An 18,198-nucleotide genomic window follows, 5' to 3' on the forward strand; every position below is an offset into this window, starting at 1 on the left:
AACCCGTTCCTTCCATCCACCATGCACGATCCGAACTGCCTTTTCTGCAAAATCACCGCGGGCCAGATTCCTTCGAAGAAGGTCTATGAAGACGAGGAAGTGTTTGCCTTCCACGACATCCATCCGTCGGCACCCATCCACTTCCTGATGGTTCCCAAGCTGCATGTCCCTTCCATGGCCCAGGTTTCCGCAGAGCATGCAGGCCTGCTGGGGCGCATGATGGTGCTGGCACCGAAGCTGGCCCAGGAGCAGGGCTGCAATCCCTACCCGGATGGCGGTTTTCGCATCGTGGTAAACACGGGGGTTGAAGGTGGGCAGGAAATCCACCACCTGCACATCCATGTGATGGGTGGTCCGCGCCCGTGGCTCAAAGGCTGACCTGAACTGACGGTCCGTGAACTCTGGTCACGGGCCGGGTCTAAAATGATTGCAATTCGTTAGGAGATTTTCCATGGGCTCTTTTTCCATCTGGCACTGGCTGATCGTGCTGTTGATCGTCGTCATGGTGTTCGGCACCAAGAAGCTCAAGAACATGGGCTCCGATCTCGGAGGCGCGGTCAAGGGCTTCAAGGACGGCATGAAGGACGGTTCCACGGCAGACAGCGGTGCTGTCAATCCTCCCGCTGGCCAGGTGACTGCCAGCCAGGCAGCCGACAAGACCACCATCGACGTCGAAGCCAAGCAAAAGAGCTGAGCGCTGAGCGGACGCCTGCTTCATGATTGATATTGGCCTGTCCAAGATGGCGCTGATCGGCGCCGTGGCGTTGATCGTCATCGGCCCCGAAAAGCTGCCGCGCGTGGCCCGCACGGTGGGCACCTTGCTGGGCAAGGCCCAACGCTACGTGGCCGACGTCAAGTCCGAGGTCAACCGCTCCATGGAGCTTGATGAGCTGCGCAAGATGAAGGACACGGTGGAGGGCGCCGCACGCGACGTGCAGCAGTCCATCCAGACCGGCGCCAGCGAGTTCGAGAAGGACTGGGCCGCAGCGACGGACATGAGCACCACCGAGCCCTTCGAGTCCGCGGTGGTGGTGCCCGCCTACAAGCACCCCGGCAAGAATTGGCGCCTCAAGCGCGGCGCCACGCCCCAGTGGTACAAGTCGCGCAGCGGCGTGCGCACCAAGGCCCAGTCCGGCGCGGCACGCGTCGCCCGGTACCGGCCCCAGAAATTCCATTGACGATGCCGCGCGGCCTCCGGTGCGCGCTGCATGGGCGGCCCCCACGCCCCTGAAAATCCAACATGTCCGAAACTCCCCCCAAAGAAGACGAACTGGCCGGCACCGAGCAGCCGTTCGTGCAGCACCTGATGGAGCTGCGCGACCGGCTGGTCAAGGCCATCATCGCCATCGCCATTGCGGCGGCGATCCTGTTCTTCTTTCCAGGCCCTGGCGCGCTCTACGACTTCCTCGCGGCCCCTCTTGTGGCCCACCTGCCCAAGGGCGCCACGCTGATCGCCACCTCGGTGATCTCGCCCTTCATGGTGCCGCTCAAGATCCTCTTGATGTCGGCCTTCCTGATGGCGCTGCCCTTCGTGCTGTGGCAGGTCTGGGCCTTCGTGGCGCCGGGCCTGTATTCGCACGAGAAGAAGCTGGTGCTGCCGCTGGTGGTATCGAGCACGCTGCTGTTCTTCATCGGCGTGGCGTTCTGCTACTACTTCGTGTTCGGGCAGGTGTTCGCTTTCATCCAGAGCTTTGCGCCCAAGAGCATCACGGCTGCGCCTGACATAGAGGCCTACCTGAGCTTTGTGCTTTCGATGTTCCTGGCCTTCGGCCTGGCGTTCGAGGTTCCGATCGCCGTGGTGGTGCTGGCACGCATGAACATCGTGAGTGTGGAAAAGCTCAAAAGCTTTCGCGGTTACTTCGTCGTCGGTGCCTTTGTCGTCGCGGCCATCGTGACGCCACCGGACGTGGTATCGCAGCTCGCGCTGGCCGTGCCCATGTGCATTCTCTACGAGGTGGGCATCTGGGCCGCGCAGATCTTCATCAAGCACACCAAAGCGCCGGAAGACGCTGAGAGCACGGCCTCGTCGTCCTCCTCTTCCTCCTGACAGGGCGCCATCCTTCCCGCGATGGGATGGATCAAAGAAAAGCAACTGCTGCCAAGTGCGACAGTTGCTTTTTTATTGGAATGACCTCGGTAGCGGCCGACCTTTGAAGTCGGTTCGGCCCATGCCAATGCCCCTGTGCACGGGCCGCCAGGCTGCGGATGCGGCGCTTGCTCTGGAAGTTCCCCACGCGGGATGGCGTGAAGCGCCTCGGGGGCCTACCTTCTCACATTGCGCTGAGGGCGGGGGCGCAGGCCCGGGGTGATGTTCAGCTCCACCAGGGCATCGGCGCGCTTGACGTTGAAAGGGGCGGCCGTGCCGGGCTTGAGGGCCGCCACGGCGGTGAGCAGTTCGGAGACATTGCCCACGTTCTTGCCGTCGACCTTCACGATCACGTCGCCCGGGCGCATGCCGGCCTGGGCGGCGGGGCCGTCCTGCAGCACGCCGGTGATGATGACGCCTTCGGAAGCCTTTACGCCGAAGGTTTCTGCCAGCTCGGGCGAGAGCTCGTTGGGCTCCACGCCGATCCAGCCGCGCGTGACCTGGCCGTCCTTGACGATGCCGTCGAGCACCAGGCGGGCCGTGGACACCGGGATGGCGAAGCCGATGCCCATGCTGCCGCCCGAGCGCGAGTAGATCGCGGTGTTGATGCCCAGCAGGTTGCCATTGACGTCCACCAAAGCGCCGCCCGAGTTGCCGGGGTTGATGGCCGCGTCGGTCTGGATGAAGTTCTCGAAGGTGTTGATCCCGAGCTGGGTGCGGCCCAGGGCACTGACGATGCCGCTGGTCACCGTCTGGCCCACGCCGAAGGGGTTGCCGATGGCCAGCACCTGGTCGCCCACGTCCAGAGTGTCCGAGTTGCCCAGCACGATGACGGGCAGCTTGTCGAGCTCGATTCGCAGGATCGCCAGGTCGGTGTCGGGGTCGGTGCCGATCACGCGCGCGCGGGCACGCCGGCTGTCGGTGAGCGTGACCTCGATCTCGTCGGCACCTTCCACCACATGGTTGTTGGTGAGGATGTAGCCATCGGGGCTGATGATCACGCCGCTGCCCAGGCCCGCCTGCTGCTGCTGGCTGTTGTTGCCTTGGTCGCCAAAGAAGAACTGGAACCACGGGTCGTTGCTGCGCGGGTGGCGCACGGCCTTGCTGGTGTTGATGCTCACCACGGCCGGGGCGGCCTTGCGCGCGGCACTGCTGAAGCTGCCGGCGGCAGGCTGCTGGCCTGCAGAGGAGGTATTGGCGGGTGCCTCGATCAGCGCGATACCGGCGCCCGAGCGGACGTTGCCACGCCCCAGCCAGCCGGGCTGCAGGGTCGCCACCACGAAATAGGCCGCGACGAGCACCGTCACGGTTTGGGAAAACAGCAGCCAGATGCGCTTCATGGGATTTGGAAGGGGAGGGCCTGGAAAATGATCGGTGGCGGTCACGGCACGGGCGTGCAGCCTGTGCCGGGCTGACATTGTCCTCCATGCGTGCCATCCGTGACTATCTGGGGCCACGCACCCGCGCGACAATAGGCGCATGAGCATTTCCCGGCACCAACTTCTGCAGGCGTTCGATGCGCTGCTGCAGCCCGCACGCTTCAAGGACTACGGGCCCAATGGCCTGCAGGTCGAGGGCCGGGAAACCATTACCCGCATCGTGAGTGGCGTGACGGCCAGCCGCGCGCTGATCGAGGCAGCCATCGATGCGCGCGCGGACGCGATCTTCGTGCACCACGGCCTGTTCTGGCGCGGGCAGGACGGCCGCGTGGTCGGCTGGATGAAGCAGCGCCTTCAACTGCTGCTGGCGCACGACATCAACCTGTTTGCCTACCACCTGCCGCTTGATGTCCATCCCGAGCTGGGCAACAACGCGCAGCTGGGCCGGGTGCTGGGCCTGGCAGCCGATGCGCGCTTTGGCGAGCAGGACCTGGGCTGCGTGGCCGGTGCGCAGTTCGCCGATGGCCAGGCCCTGGCCGATCAGGTGGCCGGCGCCCTCGGCCGCGCCGTGACGCTGGTGCAGCCCGAGGGGGCGCTGCGGCGGCCGATTCGCCGCGTGGCCTGGTGTACGGGCGGGGCGCAGGGCTATTTCGAGCCGGCCATTGCCGCCGGGGCCGACGCCTTCATCACCGGGGAAATCTCCGAACCCCAGGCCCACCTGGCGCGCGAGACGGGTGTGTGCTTCATCGCGGCGGGCCACCATGCAACGGAGCGCTACGGCGCCCCGGCGGTGGCCGCGCATGTGGCGCAGCAGGCGGGTGTGGAGCATGTCTTCATCGAGGTGGACAACCCCGCATGAGCACCGCCATCGCCATTACCCAGGGCGATCCCGCCGGGATCGGTCCCGAAATCATTGCCAAGGCCTTCCGCGATGCGCCCGCCGATCTGCGCGGCTGCTTTGTAGTGGGCGACGTGGCCACGCTGCGCCGGGCGGCGCAGTGCATCGAGCGCCCCGGCATGCCCTCGCTGCCGGTGGCGCTGATCGAGGTGCCGGCGCAGGCACTGCAGGTACCCCCGCGTTGCGTGCCGGTGCTGCCGTTGCCGGGGTTGCCCGGGCCACAGCCCTGGGGCCGCATCGGCGCCGAGGCCGGCCGAGCGGCAGCCGATTGCGTGGTGTGGGCGGCACGGGCCGCACTGCGCGGGGAGGTGGCGGCCCTGGTCACGGCGCCGCTGCACAAGGAGGCGCTGTCGGCCGCTGGGGTGGCCTTTCCGGGCCACACCGAGCTGCTGCAGGCCGAGGCGGCGCGGCACCAGGGCGTGCCCCCGGCCACCATGCCAGTGCGCATGATGCTGGCCAGTGATGAACTGCGCACGGTGTTGGTCAGCATCCACATGTCGCTGCGCGACGCCATTGAGGCTGTGACGCCCGCCAACCTGGCGCAGACGCTGCAGATCACCCATGACGCCCTGCTGCGCACCCTGGGCCGGGCACCGCGCATCGGCGTGGCGGGGCTCAATCCCCACGCGGGGGAGGGCGGCCTGTTCGGCCGCGAAGAGATGGACACCATCGCGCCGGCCATTGCGGCGGCGAGGGCGCAGGGCATGGACGTGCATGGCCCGTTCGCGCCCGACACGGTGTTCATGCGTGCGCGCCATGCGCCCGGCCACCCGGGCGAGTTCGATGTGGTGGTGGCCATGTACCACGACCAGGGCCTGATCCCCGTGAAGTACCTGGGGGTGGACAAGGGCGTGAACGTGACGCTGGGCCTGCCGCTGGTGCGCACCAGCCCCGACCACGGCACTGCCTTCGACATCGCCGGCCAGGGCATCGCCGACGCTAGCAGCCTGGTGGAGGCGGTGCGCATGGCCCGCCAACTGGCGCGATAGCGCCGGATGCTCAGGGCTGGCGGTTCCTGAGGCTGTCGCGGATTTCGCGCAGCAGCGCGATGTCTTCGGGCGGCGCGGCTGGAGCAGCCGGTGCCGCCGGGGTTTCGCGCTTCAAGCGGTTGATCTGCTTGATCATCATGAAGATGATGAATGCGAGGATGATGAAGTTCACCGCCACGGTGATGAAGTTGCCGTAGGCGAATACCGGGACGCCCGCCTTTTTGAGGGCGTCCAGCGTCATCGCGGTGCCGGCCGGCACGTTGCCCAGCACGATGAACAGGTTGGAAAAATCGAGTTTCCCGAACACCAGTCCCACCACGGGCAGGATCAGATCGGATACGACCGAATCCACGATCTTGCCGAAGGCGCCGCCGATGATGACCCCCACAGCCAGGTCGATCACGTTGCCCTTGACCGCAAATTCCCGGAACTCTTGTGCAATGCCCATGGATAACCCCCCTTGATAATAGACAAGAAGCCGAGTATTGCCCAGGTCAGCGCCCTGTCAAGGCGGACTGCCCGCCTGCAATGACCCTTTTCACTCCGCTACAATTCGCGGTTGACCCCAATAGCGATGTACATCGAGGATCCCCATGAGTGACACCCCAATCGACTCCAGCAAGCGGACGTGGCTGATTGCGTCCGGCTGTGCTGGTGCGGTGGGCGGCGTGGCAACCGCCGTTCCTTTCGTGAGTACCTTCCAGCCTTCCGAGCGGGCCAAGGCTGCAGGTGCGGCCGTCGAGGTGGATATCTCCGCGCTCAAGCCCGGAGAAAAAGTCACCGTGGAGTGGCGCGGCAAGCCCGTCTGGATCGTCAAGCGCACGCCCGAGCAGCTCGCCGAGCTGCCCAAGCTCGATGGCCAGCTGGCGGATCCCAAGTCCGAGCGCAAGCCCTCGGAACTGACGCCCGAGTACGCCCGCAACGAAGCGCGCTCCATCAAGCCCGAGATCCTGGTGGCGGTGGGCATCTGCTCGCACCTGGGGTGCTCGCCGTCGGACAAGTTCCAGACCGGCGCGCAGGCCTCGCTGCCCGATGACTGGAAGGGTGGGTTCCTGTGCCCATGCCATGGCTCCACGTTCGACATGGCCGGCCGTGTGTTCAAGAACAAGCCGGCCCCGGACAATCTGGAAGTGCCGCCCCACATGTACCTGTCGGAGACCCGCCTCCTGATCGGTGAAGACAAGGCTTGAGGGATACAAGAACATGGCCCACGAATTCAAGGAAATCTCCCCCAACGCCTCGGCAGGCGCGAAGGTCACCAACTGGTTCGAGAACCGGTTCCCGACCGCTTTCGATGCCTACCGCGTACACATGTCGGAGTACTACGCTCCGAAGAACTTCAACTTCTGGTACATCTTCGGCTCGCTGTCGCTCTTGGTGCTGGTGATCCAGATCGTCACCGGCATCTTCCTGGTGATGCACTACAAGCCCGACGCTGCCAAGGCCTTCGAGTCGGTCGAGTACATCATGCGCGACGTGCCCTGGGGCTGGCTGATCCGCTACATGCACTCCACGGGGGCCTCGGCCTTCTTCGTGGTGGTCTACCTGCACATGTTCCGTGGGCTCATCTACGGCAGCTACCGCAAGCCGCGCGAGCTGGTGTGGGTGTTCGGCTGCGCGATCTTCCTGTGCCTGATGGCCGAGGCCTTCATGGGCTACCTGCTGCCCTGGGGCCAGATGTCGTACTGGGGCGCCCAGGTGATCGTGAACCTGTTCGCCGCGATCCCCTTCGTGGGCCCGGACCTGGCGCTGCTGATCCGTGGCGACTACGTGGTGGGTGATGCCACGCTGAACCGCTTCTTCAGCTTCCACGTGATTGCCGTGCCGCTGGTGCTGCTGGGCCTGGTGGTGGCCCACTTGCTGGCGCTGCACGACGTGGGCTCGAACAACCCCGACGGCGTGGAGATCAAGGGACCCAAGGCGCCCAAGGATGCCAATGGCAAGCCCCTGGATGGCGTGCCCTTCCACCCCTACTACACGGTGCATGACATCTTCGGTGTCTGCGTGTTCCTGATGGCCTTCACGGCGGTGATCTTCTTCGCCCCCGAGTTCGGCGGCTACTTCCTCGAATACAACAACTTCATCCCGGCTGATCCGCTGAAGACGCCTGCGCACATTGCGCCGGTCTGGTACTTCACGCCGTTCTACTCGATGCTGCGTGCCATCACCAGCGAGATGATGTATGCGCTGATCCTGTGCGTGGTGGGCGGTGCAGTACTGGCTTCGGTCAAGCTCAAGCTGCCGAGCTTCATCAAGGCCGGAGCCGTGGTGGCCTCGCTGGTGGTCGCCGCGCTGATGCTGGCCATCGACGCCAAGTTCTGGGGTGTGGTGGTGATGGGCGGTGCCGTGATCATCCTGTTCTTCCTGCCATGGCTGGACTACAGCCCGGTCAAGTCGATCCGCTACCGCCCCGACTGGCACAAGTACCTGTACGGCATCTTCGTGATCAACTTCCTGATCCTGGGTTACCTGGGTGTGCAGCCGCCATCGGCCATCGGTGAGCGCGTGTCTCAGGTCGGTACGCTGTTCTACTTCGGCTTCTTCATCCTGATGCCCGTGTGGAGCCGCCTGGGTACGCCCAAGCCGGTGCCTGACCGTGTGACCTTTGCCGCGCACTGAGCGGGAGACAAGAACAATGAAGAAACTCATCCTCACGCTGATCGCAGCCCTGGGCATTGTTTCGGGTGCGCAGGCCGCTGAAGGCGGCATCGCCTGGGACAAGGCGCCCAACAAGACCAACGACCTGGCATCGCTGCAAAACGGCGCCAAGATCTTCGTCAACTACTGCCTGAGCTGCCACTCTGCTGCGTTCATGCGCTACAACCGCCTGCGCGACATCGGCCTGACCGAGCAGGAGATCAAGGACAACCTGCTGTTCGCGACCGATAAGGTCGGCGAAACCATGAAGGCGTCCATCGATCCCAAGCAGGCCAAGGAATGGTTCGGTGCCAACCCGCCGGACCTGACCGTGATCGCGCGTTCGCGTGCCGGCCATGGCGGCACGGGTGCGGACTACCTGTACACCTTCCTGCGCACTTTCTACCGCGACGAGACCAAGGCCACGGGCTGGAACAACCTGGCTTTTCCGAGCGTGGGCATGCCGCACGTGCTGTGGGAGATGCAGGGCGATCGCCGCCCGGTCTTCGAGGAGCATGAAAGCCATGGCCACAAGACCCAGGTCTTCAAGGGCTGGCAGCAGGTGACCCCTGGCACGGTGACGCCTTTGCAGTTCGAACAGAATATCGGCGATCTCGTGAACTACCTGCAATGGATGGGTGAGCCCGCGCAGAACACCCGCATCCGCGTCGGTGTCTGGGTGCTGCTCTTCCTGGGTGTGTTCACGGTCATTGCCTGGAGACTGAACGCAGCGTTCTGGAAAGACGTCAAGTAACACGCCGGATCCACATGCCACACCCCTTCGCGGGGTGCGGCGGGGTCTTTACAGAGTGGGCGCTTTTGGCTCCCACTCTTTTGATTTTTAGGAGCCTCACACCATGATGGTGCTTTACTCGGGAACGACCTGTCCCTTCTCCCACCGCTGCCGCTTCGTCCTGTTCGAAAAGGGCATGGACTTCGAAATTCGCGATGTGGACCTGTACAACAAGCCCGAAGACATCAGCGTGATGAACCCCTACGGCCAGGTGCCTATCCTGGTCGAGCGCGACCTGATCCTGTACGAGTCGAACATCATCAACGAGTACATCGACGAGCGCTTCCCGCACCCGCAGCTGATGCCCGGCGACCCGGTGGACCGTGCCCGTGTGCGCCTGTTCCTGCTCAACTTCGAGAAGGAACTGTTCGTGCATGTGAACATCCTGGAGTCGCGTGCGACCAAGGGCAACGAGAAGGCGCTGGAAAAGGCGCGTGCCCACATCCGTGACCGCCTGACGCAACTGGCACCCGTGTTCCTCAAGAACAAGTACATGCTGGGCGACAACTTCTCCATGCTGGATGTGGCCATTGCCCCGCTGCTGTGGCGTCTGGACTACTATGGCATCGACCTGAGCAAGAATGCGGCCCCGCTGCTCAAGTATGCCGAGCGCATCTTCTCGCGCCCGGCCTACATCGAAGCGCTGACACCCTCCGAAAAGGTCATGCGCAAGTAATGCGCGTGCGCCATCGTCCGTCCCAGAACGCCTGCCTTTAGCCCATGAATGCCACGGAATCCACGTCCACACGCCCCTACCTGATCCGCGCCCTGTACGAGTGGTGCACGGACAACGGGCTCACGCCCTACGTGGCGGTGCGGGTGGACGAGTCCGTGCAGGTGCCGCGCGAGTATGTCAACGATGGCGAAATCGTGCTCAACATCAGCTACGACGCCACCAGCGCGCTGCAGCTGGGCAATGATTTCATCGAGTTCAAGGCCCGCTTCGGCGGCAAGCCGCGCGAGATCCTGGTGCCTGTGGGCCGGGTGATTGCGATCTATGCGCGCGAGAACGGGCAGGGCATGGCGTTTCCGCCGCCGGTGGACAACCTGGTGGGTGGCGCCCCGCCGCAAGGCCTGTCAGTACCGGCTTCGGCGCCGGCCGAGTTGTCCCAGGTACCGGTCGCCGTACCCCCGTCGGCAGTACCATCGCCTGCGGACGACCGGGTGGTGCATCTTGTGCCAGGGGAGTCCCCCCCGCCGCCGATGGCGGTGATGGCAATCCGCCGCGTCCATCGCCCTCCGGTGGTGGCAGCCGCCCCGCACTCAAGCGGGTGAAATAAGCCGGCGCACCTTCCCGGTTCATTTTTCGGGCTGTTTTTGCAGGATAAAATCCAGCCTTCGCCGGTTTAGCTCAGTTGGTAGAGCACCCGCCTTGTAAGCGGTAGGTCATCAGTTCGATTCCGATAACCGGCACCACCTTTCACCTCTTTTTTCGTCCATTCGCTGCACCTGACAGGCGTATCGCTTGTTTTTCAGGTTTGAACTTTCAGCCGAATGGAGTTAACCTCCCACCCCCGGCTGCGCAAGTGCGCCTGCAATGCAGGCAGCAGTTGACGGATCTTGGCCGCGGCGGCATTGCTCTTGACCAGCAGGCACCAGGTGGACCCATCGATGGGCCCGGCCTGGACGGACTGGCGCAGGCCGGCAGGTAACAACAATTCAATGGCCTTGAGCCGTTCGCTGGAGTCGCGTGTCAATGCGGTCAGCATGTGCAGCGTGGGAGATTCCTCGCTGGCTTGCTGCAGGGTGACGGCGTGGTGGCGGCGGGTCATGGGGATGCGCCGGTGGGCGTGGAGATGTCGTAGTGCACCTGATTATCACGGACGCCCGTTTGGCGCGCAGCCGCGCCATTCACCTTTCCGGGGTTCGCCTTCTGCTGGCGGGCCTGGTTCTTTCCCTCGGACTCATGGTCACGGCCGCCGGGCTGTACCACTGGGTCTTCCTCAAGGGCGCGCGCGAAGGCTGGCCGGTCTTCGGTGCGCTGGTGCGCCTGGTGGTAAAGGATGAGTTCGCCGAACGCGACCGTTTCATGCGCGCCAACCTGGATGCCATGGCCAGGCGCGTCGGAGAGATGCAGGCGCGCATGGTGCAGCTTGAGTCGTTGGGCGAGCGCGTGCTGGGTCTGGCCGGCATGCCTGCCACGGAGCTGCGCAGCGACGGGCGCGGCGGCGCGTTGGTGAGTGCCCACAACCTGAGCATGGAAGAGCTGCAGGCCACGCTCGACGACCTGGAGCGCTTGACCAACCAGCGCGTGGACCTGATGACGGTGATGGAGTCGCGCCTGTTCGACCAGCACATCCGCAAGAAGATGGTTCCCACGCATGCACCCGTGGCCGGCAAGGCGCCGGGGTCGTCCTTTGGCTGGCGCATCGACCCCATTACCGGGCAGTCGGCACTGCACACGGGGCTCGACTTCCAGGCCGACACGGGGACGGCCATCCTGGCCGCTGCCGGCGGTGTGGTCGTGACTCAGGAATACCACCCCGCCTACGGCAACATGATCGAGGTGGACCATGGCAACCAGCTGGTGACACGCTATGCCCACGCCTCACGTACCCTGGTAAAGCAAGGGGACATCGTCAAGCGCGGGCAGAAGATTGCAGAGGTGGGCACTACCGGGCGTTCGACTGGTCCGCACCTGCACTTCGAGGTGCTGGTGCAAGGGGTTTTCCAGGACCCGCAGAAGTTTCTCAGCGCGGGCAGTGCGGTCGCGGGAGGCCAGGTTGCCACGGCACAAAAGCCGGGCCTGGTGGCAGCTTCCGGCAGCCCTGCTGCAGGCAGGTAAAATCGCGGGTCCGGCGTTCGCAGCCCTCGGTAGTGCAGTCCTTGCAATACCGGGCGGCGGACCCACCTGATCTCAATTCATCTTAGGGGTTTCGGTCGCTTCGCGCGCTGATTGCAGCGGGTGGGGCGGTCCTGTTCGCATGGCCACCAACTTCCTTACCAAACTATTCGGCAGCCGCAATGACCGGCTTCTCAAGCAGTACCGCAAGACGGTCTCCCGCATCAATGCGATGGAGCCCGACTACGAGAAGCTGACGGACGAGGCGCTTCGCGCCAAGACGCAAGAGTTCAAGGACCGGGTGGCCAAGGGCGAGTCGCTGGACGACATCCTGCCCGAGGCGTTTGCGGTGGTGCGCGAAGGCTCCAAGCGCATCATGAAGATGCGCCACTTCGACGTGCAGCTGCTGGGCGGCATGGCGCTGCACTTCGGCAAGATCGCCGAAATGCGCACCGGCGAAGGCAAGACCCTGACCGCCACGCTGCCGGTGTACCTGAATGCGCTGTCCGACAAGGGCGTGCATGTGGTCACCGTGAACGACTACCTGGCCAACCGCGATGCGCAATGGATGGGCCGGTTGTACAACTTCCTGGGCCTCTCGGTGGGTATCAACCTGCCCAACATGCCGCGTGAGGAAAAGCAGGCTGCCTACCGCGCCGACATCACCTACGGCACGAACAACGAATACGGTTTCGACTACCTGCGCGACAACATGGTCTACGAGGCCGCGGACCGCGTGCAGCAGGGCCTGAACTTCGCGATCGTCGACGAGGTGGACTCGATCTTGATCGACGAGGCGCGCACGCCCCTGATCATCAGCGGCCAGGCCGAAGACCACACGGCCATGTACATCGCCATGAACAAGGTGGTGCCACTCCTGATCCGCCAGGAAGGCGAAGCGGATCCCCGTACCGGCGAGGGCGTGACCAAGCCAGGCGACTTCACGCTCGACGAGAAGACCCACCAAGTGTTCCTGACCGAGCAGGGCCACGAAAGCGCCGAGCGCATCCTGGCCAGCCACGGCCTGATCGCCGAAGGCGCCTCGGTCTACGACCCGGCCAACATCACGCTGATGCACCACCTGTATGCAGCGCTGCGTGCCAACCACCTGTACCACCGCGACCAGCACTATGTGGTGCAGGGCGGCGAGATCGTGATCGTCGACGAGTTCACCGGCCGCCTGATGTCGGGCCGCCGCTGGAGCGAAGGCCTGCACCAGGCCGTGGAAGCCAAGGAAGGCGTGAACATCCAGGCCGAGAACCAGACGCTGGCCTCGATCACCTTCCAGAACTACTTCCGCCTGTACAACAAGCTGGCCGGCATGACCGGTACGGCCGACACCGAAGCCTACGAGTTCCAGGAAATCTATGGCCTGGAAACCATGGTGATCCCGCCGAACCGCCCGAGCCGCCGCGACGACCAGCTCGACCGCGTCTACAAGACCACGCGCGAAAAGTACGAAGCCGCCATCAAGGACATCCGCGAGTGCCACGAGCGTGGCCAGCCGGTGCTGGTGGGCACGACGTCGATCGAGAACTCCGAAATCATCGACCAGTTGCTCAACAAGGAAGGCCTGCCGCACCAGGTGCTCAACGCCAAGCAGCATGCCCGCGAGGCCGACATCGTGGCCCAGGCCGGGCGTGCCGGCATGATCACCATCGCCACCAACATGGCCGGGCGCGGTACCGACATCGTGCTGGGCGGCAACATCGAAAAGCTGATCGCTGCTGTCGAAGCCGACGAGGCGCTGGACGCAGCGGGACGCGAAGCAAAGATTGCCCAGGTGCGCGCCGACTGGTCCGTGGACCACGAGAAGATCAAGGCCCTGGGTGGCCTGCGCATCATCGCCACCGAACGCCATGAGTCGCGCCGCATCGACAACCAGCTGCGTGGCCGTTCGGGCCGCCAGGGCGACCCCGGCTCCTCGCGCTTTTACCTGAGCCTGGACGATTCGCTGATGCGCATCTTTGCGGGCGACCGCGTCAAAGCCATCATGGACCGCCTGAAGATGCCCGACGGCGAGGCCATCGAGGCGGGCATCGTGACCCGCAGCATCGAATCGGCCCAGCGCAAGGTGGAGGCCCGCAACTTCGACATCCGCAAGCAATTGCTGGAATACGACGACGTGGCCAACGACCAGCGCAAGGTGATCTACCAGCAGCGCAACGACATCCTCGACGCCTCGGAGCTGTCGGACGTGATTGCCGCCATGCGCGACGATTGCATGACCGACCTGGTGCGCCAGTACGTGCCTGCCGAGTCCGTGGAAGAGCAATGGGAGCTCCCCACGCTGCAGAAGGTGCTGGCCGACGAGTGGCAGGTCGATATCGATCTCAAGGCCCTGGTGGAAGGTTCGAGCGCCATCACCGACGATGAGATCCTGGAGAAGGTCGTGCAGGCCGCCCAGGCCGCATTCGACGCCAAGGTGGAGCAGGTCGGCCGCGAGAACTTCACGCAGTTCGAGCGCGTGGTGCTGCTGCAGAACTTCGACTCCAACTGGCGCGACCACCTGAGTTCGCTCGATTACCTGCGCCAGGGCATCCACCTGCGCGGCTATGCCCAAAAGCAGCCCAAGCAGGAGTACAAGCGCGAAGCCTTCGAGTTGTTCCGCCAGCTGATCGACCAGGTCAAGAACGAAGTCACGAAGGTGCTGATGACGGTGCAGGTGCAGTCGCAGGCCCAGCTCGACCAGGCCGCGCAGGACATGGAAAGCCGTGCCGAAAGCATTGCCAACGTGACCTACACGGCGCCCACCGAAACCGGCGAGGTGGAAACCACGCTGGAGCAGCGCCAGGCCGCAGGTGCCCAGGAACTGTCTTTGCCCGAAGGCGTGCGCGTGTCGCGCAACGACCCTTGCCCTTGCGGCAGCGGCAAGAAGTACAAGGCATGCCACGGCAAGCTGGCCTGATCTTCTGACGACTGCAACACGGGCTTCGGCCCGTGTTTTCATTGGCGCGCCACGGTTTTCCGCATAATCGGACGCAAGTTTTCCTTCAAGAAAGAGCTTCCCCCATGCCCGTCCATCTTCTTGCCCCTGTCGCCGCCGATCTGCATGCGATTGCCGGCGTCCGCATTGGTGTCGCCGAAGCCGGTGTCCGCAAGGCCCACCGCAAGGACCTCACCGTGTTCCTGCTCGACGAGGGCGCCAGCGTGGCGGGCGTGTTCACGCAGAACCGCTTTTGCGCGGCGCCGGTGCAGGTCGGGCGCGAGCACCTGGCCGGCGGGCAGGGCATCCGCGCGATGGTGATCAACACCGGCAATGCAAACGCCGGCACCGGTGCCGACGGCCTGGCGCGTGCGCGTGCCACCTGCGTGGCGATGGCGCGCCAGCTGGACGTGGCGCCCGAGCAGGTGCTGCCGTTCTCCACCGGCGTGATCATGGAGTCCTTGCCCGTTGACCGCATCGAGGCCGGCTTGCCCGCTGCCATTGCCGATGCGCAACCCGACCACTGGGCCCGCGCCGCTGAAGGCATCATGACCACCGACACGCTGCCCAAGGCTTTTTCGGCCCAGGTGCAGATTGCGGGCTCGACGGTGTCCATCACCGGCATCAGCAAGGGCGCCGGCATGATCCGCCCGAACATGGCGACCATGCTGGGTTTCATGGCCACGGATGCCTGCGTGCACCCTTCGGTGATGCAGCAGCTGGCGCGCGAACTGGCCGATGGTTCGTTCAACCGCGTGACCATCGACGGCGATACCTCGACCAACGATTCCTTTGTGGTCGTGGCCACGAACAAGGCGGCGCACGCCCCCATCACCGACCTGGCCAGTGCCGAAGGCAAGGCCCTGCAGGCCGCTATGTTGCAGGTGGCGCAGAAGCTGGCCCAGGCCATCGTGCGCGATGGCGAAGGTGCCACCAAGTTCATCACCGTGCGCGTCGAAGGCGGCAAGACCGGCGACGAGTGCCGCAAGGTGGCCTACGCCATCGCCCATTCGCCCCTGGTCAAGACGGCTTTCTTCGCCAGTGACCCGAACCTGGGCCGCATCCTGGCGGCCGTGGGCTACGCCGGCATCGACGACCTGGACCAGACCGGGATCGACCTGTACCTGGACGACGTGCATGTGGCCGTCAAGGGCGGGCGCAATCCGGCCTACCGCGAGGAAGACGGCCAGCGCGTGATGAAGCAAAGCGAGATCACCGTGCGCGTGCTGCTGGGCCGGGGTGATGCGGCCGACACCGTGTGGACCTGCGATTTCAGCCACGAGTACGTGACGATCAACGCGGATTACCGCTCCTGAACACGCGAGCCTCTGGCACATGAACCAAGCACTGGAACACCTGATCGCGCGCGCGGAGCAACTGATCACCCGCATTGAGGCAGCCTTGCCGCAGCCGCTCTCGGCCCCCGACTGGACGGCGTCTATCGCCTGGCGCTATCGCAAGCGCAGCAGCGGCCATGGCACGCTGGAGCCCGTGCGCCATGTGGCGGCCATGGCCCTCACCGAGCTCAAGGAGATCGATGGTCAAAAGGACAAGATCGAGCGCAACACGCGCCAGTTCGTGCAGGGCAAGCCGGCCAACAACGTGCTGCTCACGGGCGCGCGTGGCACGGGCAAGTCCTCGCTGATCAAGGCCTGCCTGAATGCCTATGCGCCAGAGGGCTTGCGCCTGATCGAGGTGGACAAGGCCGACCTGACCGATCTGCCAGACATCGTGGACGTGGTCTCGGCCCGGCCCGAGAAGTTCATCGTCTTCTGTGATGACCTGAGCTTCGAGGAGGGCGAGCCGGGCTACAAGGCGCTCAAGTCCATCCTCGATGGATCGGTGGCCGCGGCCACGCCCAACGTGCTGATCTACGCCACCAGCAACCGCCGCCACCTGCTGCCCGAGTACATGGCCGAGAACCTGACCTACACGCACAGCGAGGACGGTGAGGTACACCCCGGCGAGGTGGTCGAGGAAAAGATCTCGCTGTCGGAGCGCTTCGGCCTGTGGGTGAGCTTCTACCCTTTCAGCCAGGACGAATACCTGGCCATCGTGGCACAGTGGCTCTCGTCGTTGGGCGTGAATGCCCAGGACATCGCTGCGGCGCGTCCCCAGGCCCTCGTATGGGCGCTGGAGCGCGGTTCGCGCAGCGGCCGCGTGGCCTACCAGTTCGCGCGTGACTATGCGGGGCGCCGGGGTGGCTGAGCCCGTGGCCGGCGAGGCGGTGGTGCGCAAGCACACGGAGGTGGCGGTGGGCATCCTGGTGCGCCCGGATGGCGCGCTGCTGTTGTCGACCCGGCCACCGGGCAAGCCCTACGCGGGCTACTGGGAGTTTCCGGGTGGCAAGCTGGAGGTGGGCGAAACGGTGGAGCAGGCCCTGCGGCGCGAACTGGTCGAGGAACTGGGCGTGACCATCGGGCCCGCTGAGGTCTGGAAGGTCACCGAGCACGACTACCCGCACGCCCTGGTGCGCCTGCACTGGTGCAAGGTGCACGCCTGGTCGGGGGAATTCGAGATGCGCGAAGGCCAGGAGATGGCCTGGCAGCAGTTGCCGCTGGATGTCAGCCCCGTCTTGCCGGGGGCCTACCCGGTGCTGCAATGGCTGTCTGAGGAGCGCGGCCTGGTGTTCGTGGCGCCGGAACTTCCAACGGCCTGAAGCATGGCTCTAGGGCTGCGATCCGCGGCCCAGTCAGTGCTGCAGCTTGGGGTCGCCATACTGGGCGTCCAGCGGCGGCGCCTCGGCAGGCATGCGGAAGTCTTCGCTGGCCCAGGCACCCAGGTCCACCTGCTTGCAGCGTTCGCTGCAGAACGGGCGGTAGGCGTTGGCAGGGCTGTAGATGCTGTCGCCGCCGCAGGTGGGGCAGACGACGATGCGGGTAGCGCTGCTGCTCTGGTTTGATTTTTGGGCCATGGTGGGCGTCTCCTTCACGCGCACAGGGTCAGTTCGAACGCGGCGTCCTCCGCGCAGGAGTGCAGTCGGCCATCGGCCTCCTGCCGCATGAGCCGTACCGAGACGATCAGGCGGTTGCCGCTGATTTCGGGAATCAGACCCAGCGACGGGTCCATGCGCAGGCGCAGCAGCTGGAAGGTGCGACCCTGGGGCAGGTTCTGCTGGAATTGGCCCCGTTCGGCGGCCACCTTTTGCGGCACGCCCGAGTCGCGCAGCAGCTTGAGCAGCACATAGATGGACTCGGCCATGGGCGCGAGGGTCGACGCCCATTCCTGCAGTGCGTTCTGGCGGTAGGCCACGTCGCGGTGCTGCCAGGCATAGTAGGCGGGCAGGTCAAAGCCGCAGGTTCCACCCGGAATGCCGACCCGGCTGCGGATGCTCATCAGCCAGTCGTTCTCGGTGAGGGCATGACCGGACTTGCCGCTCTGCGTGTTCAGGGCTGTGAAACAGTGGTCGAGCTGGGCGATGACGGCGTCCAGTGCCGCCTCCGAGATGGACGGGTTGCCGCGGTAGCCATCGAGCTGGTGCTTGTGCTTTTCGATGTCCTTGAGCACGTCCGACTTCAGGTCGGCACGGGCAGCCACGTCCATGATCTCGAAGATCGTGACCAGCGCGAAATGGTGGTCCAGGGCGTGGGAGCGCGGTATCAGTTCGCCGAGCCGGCGAAACAGCTGCTCCAGACGCAGGTACGTTCTGAGGCGCTCATTGAAAGGGTATTCGTAAAGGATCACGCTGGCGGGTTCCCGGGGCTCTCA

Annotated in this window: 20 protein-coding genes, 1 tRNA gene and 1 pseudogene; 17 read left to right on the forward strand and 5 right to left on the reverse strand. The window is 64.8% G+C overall.

What is annotated here, in order from left to right:
• The first annotated feature begins 21 nt into the window (after positions 1 to 21).
• The 4 genes from AC0IZS_RS14135 to tatC all read left to right on the forward strand — a co-directional run bounded on the left by AC0IZS_RS14135 (position 22) and on the right by tatC (position 2,047).
• A complete protein-coding gene (locus AC0IZS_RS14135) occupies positions 22 to 378 on the forward strand; it encodes a histidine triad nucleotide-binding protein (protein ID WP_471636188.1) in 357 nt (118 codons plus the stop codon).
• Between the two features lie 73 nt (positions 379 to 451).
• Entirely contained in the window at positions 452 to 694 is a 243-nt protein-coding gene (gene tatA / locus AC0IZS_RS14140; protein ID WP_471636189.1) for a Sec-independent protein translocase subunit TatA, read from the forward strand.
• A 22-nt stretch (positions 695 to 716) separates the two neighbouring features.
• Positions 717 to 1,178 (forward strand): Sec-independent protein translocase protein TatB, encoded by a 462-nt coding sequence (tatB, locus tag AC0IZS_RS14145; RefSeq protein WP_471636190.1) that lies wholly within the window; start codon positions 717 to 719, stop codon positions 1,176 to 1,178.
• 62 nt (positions 1,179 to 1,240) lie between these two features.
• A complete protein-coding gene (gene tatC, locus AC0IZS_RS14150; protein ID WP_471636191.1) occupies positions 1,241 to 2,047 on the forward strand; it encodes a twin-arginine translocase subunit TatC in 807 nt (268 codons plus the stop codon).
• Between the two features lie 215 nt (positions 2,048 to 2,262).
• On the opposite strand, the gene AC0IZS_RS14155 is transcribed toward tatC, so the two are convergent.
• The gene (locus AC0IZS_RS14155) at positions 2,263 to 3,426 is read right to left on the reverse strand and encodes a Do family serine endopeptidase (RefSeq protein WP_471636192.1); all 1,164 of its coding nucleotides are present in this window, start codon (positions 3,424 to 3,426) and stop codon (positions 2,263 to 2,265) included.
• 139 nt (positions 3,427 to 3,565) lie between these two features.
• Between AC0IZS_RS14155 and AC0IZS_RS14160 the strand changes: the two genes are divergently transcribed.
• The gene (locus tag AC0IZS_RS14160) at positions 3,566 to 4,324 is read left to right on the forward strand and encodes a Nif3-like dinuclear metal center hexameric protein (protein WP_471636193.1); all 759 of its coding nucleotides are present in this window, start codon (positions 3,566 to 3,568) and stop codon (positions 4,322 to 4,324) included.
• Positions 4,321 to 5,352: a 4-hydroxythreonine-4-phosphate dehydrogenase PdxA gene (gene pdxA / locus AC0IZS_RS14165; RefSeq protein ID WP_471636194.1), complete on the forward strand. Its 1,032-nt coding sequence runs from the start codon at positions 4,321 to 4,323 to the stop codon at positions 5,350 to 5,352. The genes AC0IZS_RS14160 and pdxA overlap by 4 nt, the downstream gene beginning before the upstream one ends.
• A 10-nt stretch (positions 5,353 to 5,362) precedes the next feature.
• Here the strand turns inward: pdxA and mscL are convergent, their stop codons facing one another.
• The gene (gene mscL / locus AC0IZS_RS14170) at positions 5,363 to 5,800 is read right to left on the reverse strand and encodes a large conductance mechanosensitive channel protein MscL (RefSeq protein ID WP_471636195.1); all 438 of its coding nucleotides are present in this window, start codon (positions 5,798 to 5,800) and stop codon (positions 5,363 to 5,365) included.
• A gap of 145 nt (positions 5,801 to 5,945) precedes the next feature.
• Between mscL and petA the strand changes: the two genes are divergently transcribed.
• The 6 genes and pseudogenes from petA to AC0IZS_RS14200 all read left to right on the forward strand — a co-directional run bounded on the left by petA (position 5,946) and on the right by AC0IZS_RS14200 (position 10,198).
• Positions 5,946 to 6,542, forward strand: coding sequence for a ubiquinol-cytochrome c reductase iron-sulfur subunit (gene petA, locus AC0IZS_RS14175; protein WP_007854498.1), 597 nt, complete (start codon positions 5,946 to 5,948; stop codon positions 6,540 to 6,542).
• A 13-nt stretch (positions 6,543 to 6,555) separates the two neighbouring features.
• Entirely contained in the window at positions 6,556 to 7,971 is a 1,416-nt protein-coding gene (locus tag AC0IZS_RS14180) for a cytochrome b (RefSeq protein ID WP_471636196.1), read from the forward strand.
• 16 nt (positions 7,972 to 7,987) lie between these two features.
• Positions 7,988 to 8,743, forward strand: a complete 756-nt coding sequence (locus AC0IZS_RS14185; protein ID WP_471636197.1) for a cytochrome c1 — start codon at positions 7,988 to 7,990, stop codon at positions 8,741 to 8,743.
• Between the two features lie 103 nt (positions 8,744 to 8,846).
• Entirely contained in the window at positions 8,847 to 9,458 is a 612-nt protein-coding gene (locus AC0IZS_RS14190; protein WP_007854512.1) for a glutathione S-transferase N-terminal domain-containing protein, read from the forward strand.
• Positions 9,459 to 9,502: 44 nt separating this feature from the next.
• Positions 9,503 to 10,062: pseudogene (locus AC0IZS_RS14195) on the forward strand (ClpXP protease specificity-enhancing factor).
• A 60-nt stretch (positions 10,063 to 10,122) separates the two neighbouring features.
• Positions 10,123 to 10,198 (forward strand) — tRNA-Thr (locus tag AC0IZS_RS14200).
• A 56-nt stretch (positions 10,199 to 10,254) separates the two neighbouring features.
• Here the strand turns inward: AC0IZS_RS14200 and AC0IZS_RS14205 are convergent.
• A complete protein-coding gene (locus tag AC0IZS_RS14205; protein WP_471636198.1) occupies positions 10,255 to 10,554 on the reverse strand; it encodes a hypothetical protein in 300 nt (99 codons plus the stop codon).
• Positions 10,555 to 10,586: 32 nt separating this feature from the next.
• On the opposite strand from AC0IZS_RS14205, the gene AC0IZS_RS14210 reads away from it, so the two are divergent.
• From AC0IZS_RS14210 to AC0IZS_RS14230, 5 genes are all read left to right on the forward strand, one after another.
• Positions 10,587 to 11,567, forward strand: coding sequence for a M23 family metallopeptidase (locus AC0IZS_RS14210; protein WP_471636199.1), 981 nt, complete (start codon positions 10,587 to 10,589; stop codon positions 11,565 to 11,567).
• Positions 11,568 to 11,706: 139 nt separating this feature from the next.
• Entirely contained in the window at positions 11,707 to 14,472 is a 2,766-nt protein-coding gene (gene secA / locus AC0IZS_RS14215; protein WP_471636200.1) for a preprotein translocase subunit SecA, read from the forward strand.
• 104 nt (positions 14,473 to 14,576) lie between these two features.
• Positions 14,577 to 15,806, forward strand: coding sequence for a bifunctional glutamate N-acetyltransferase/amino-acid acetyltransferase ArgJ (gene argJ, locus AC0IZS_RS14220; RefSeq protein ID WP_471636201.1), 1,230 nt, complete (start codon positions 14,577 to 14,579; stop codon positions 15,804 to 15,806).
• Positions 15,807 to 15,825: 19 nt separating this feature from the next.
• Positions 15,826 to 16,698 (forward strand): ATP-binding protein, encoded by an 873-nt coding sequence (locus tag AC0IZS_RS14225; RefSeq protein WP_471636202.1) that lies wholly within the window; start codon positions 15,826 to 15,828, stop codon positions 16,696 to 16,698.
• Positions 16,676 to 17,149 (forward strand): NUDIX domain-containing protein, encoded by a 474-nt coding sequence (locus tag AC0IZS_RS14230; protein ID WP_471639527.1) that lies wholly within the window; start codon positions 16,676 to 16,678, stop codon positions 17,147 to 17,149. Before AC0IZS_RS14225 ends, AC0IZS_RS14230 begins: the two co-directional genes overlap by 23 nt.
• Positions 17,150 to 17,182: 33 nt before the next feature.
• On the opposite strand, the gene AC0IZS_RS14235 is transcribed toward AC0IZS_RS14230, so the two are convergent.
• Positions 17,183 to 17,404, reverse strand: coding sequence for a DNA gyrase inhibitor YacG (locus AC0IZS_RS14235; protein ID WP_471636203.1), 222 nt, complete (start codon positions 17,402 to 17,404; stop codon positions 17,183 to 17,185).
• Positions 17,405 to 17,418: 14 nt separating this feature from the next.
• Positions 17,419 to 18,174, reverse strand: a complete 756-nt coding sequence (gene zapD / locus AC0IZS_RS14240) for a cell division protein ZapD (RefSeq protein WP_471636204.1) — start codon at positions 18,172 to 18,174, stop codon at positions 17,419 to 17,421.
• Between the last annotated feature and the right edge of the window lie 24 nt (positions 18,175 to 18,198).

The sequence above is a fragment of the Acidovorax sp. AC410 genome, from assembly GCF_979253235.1.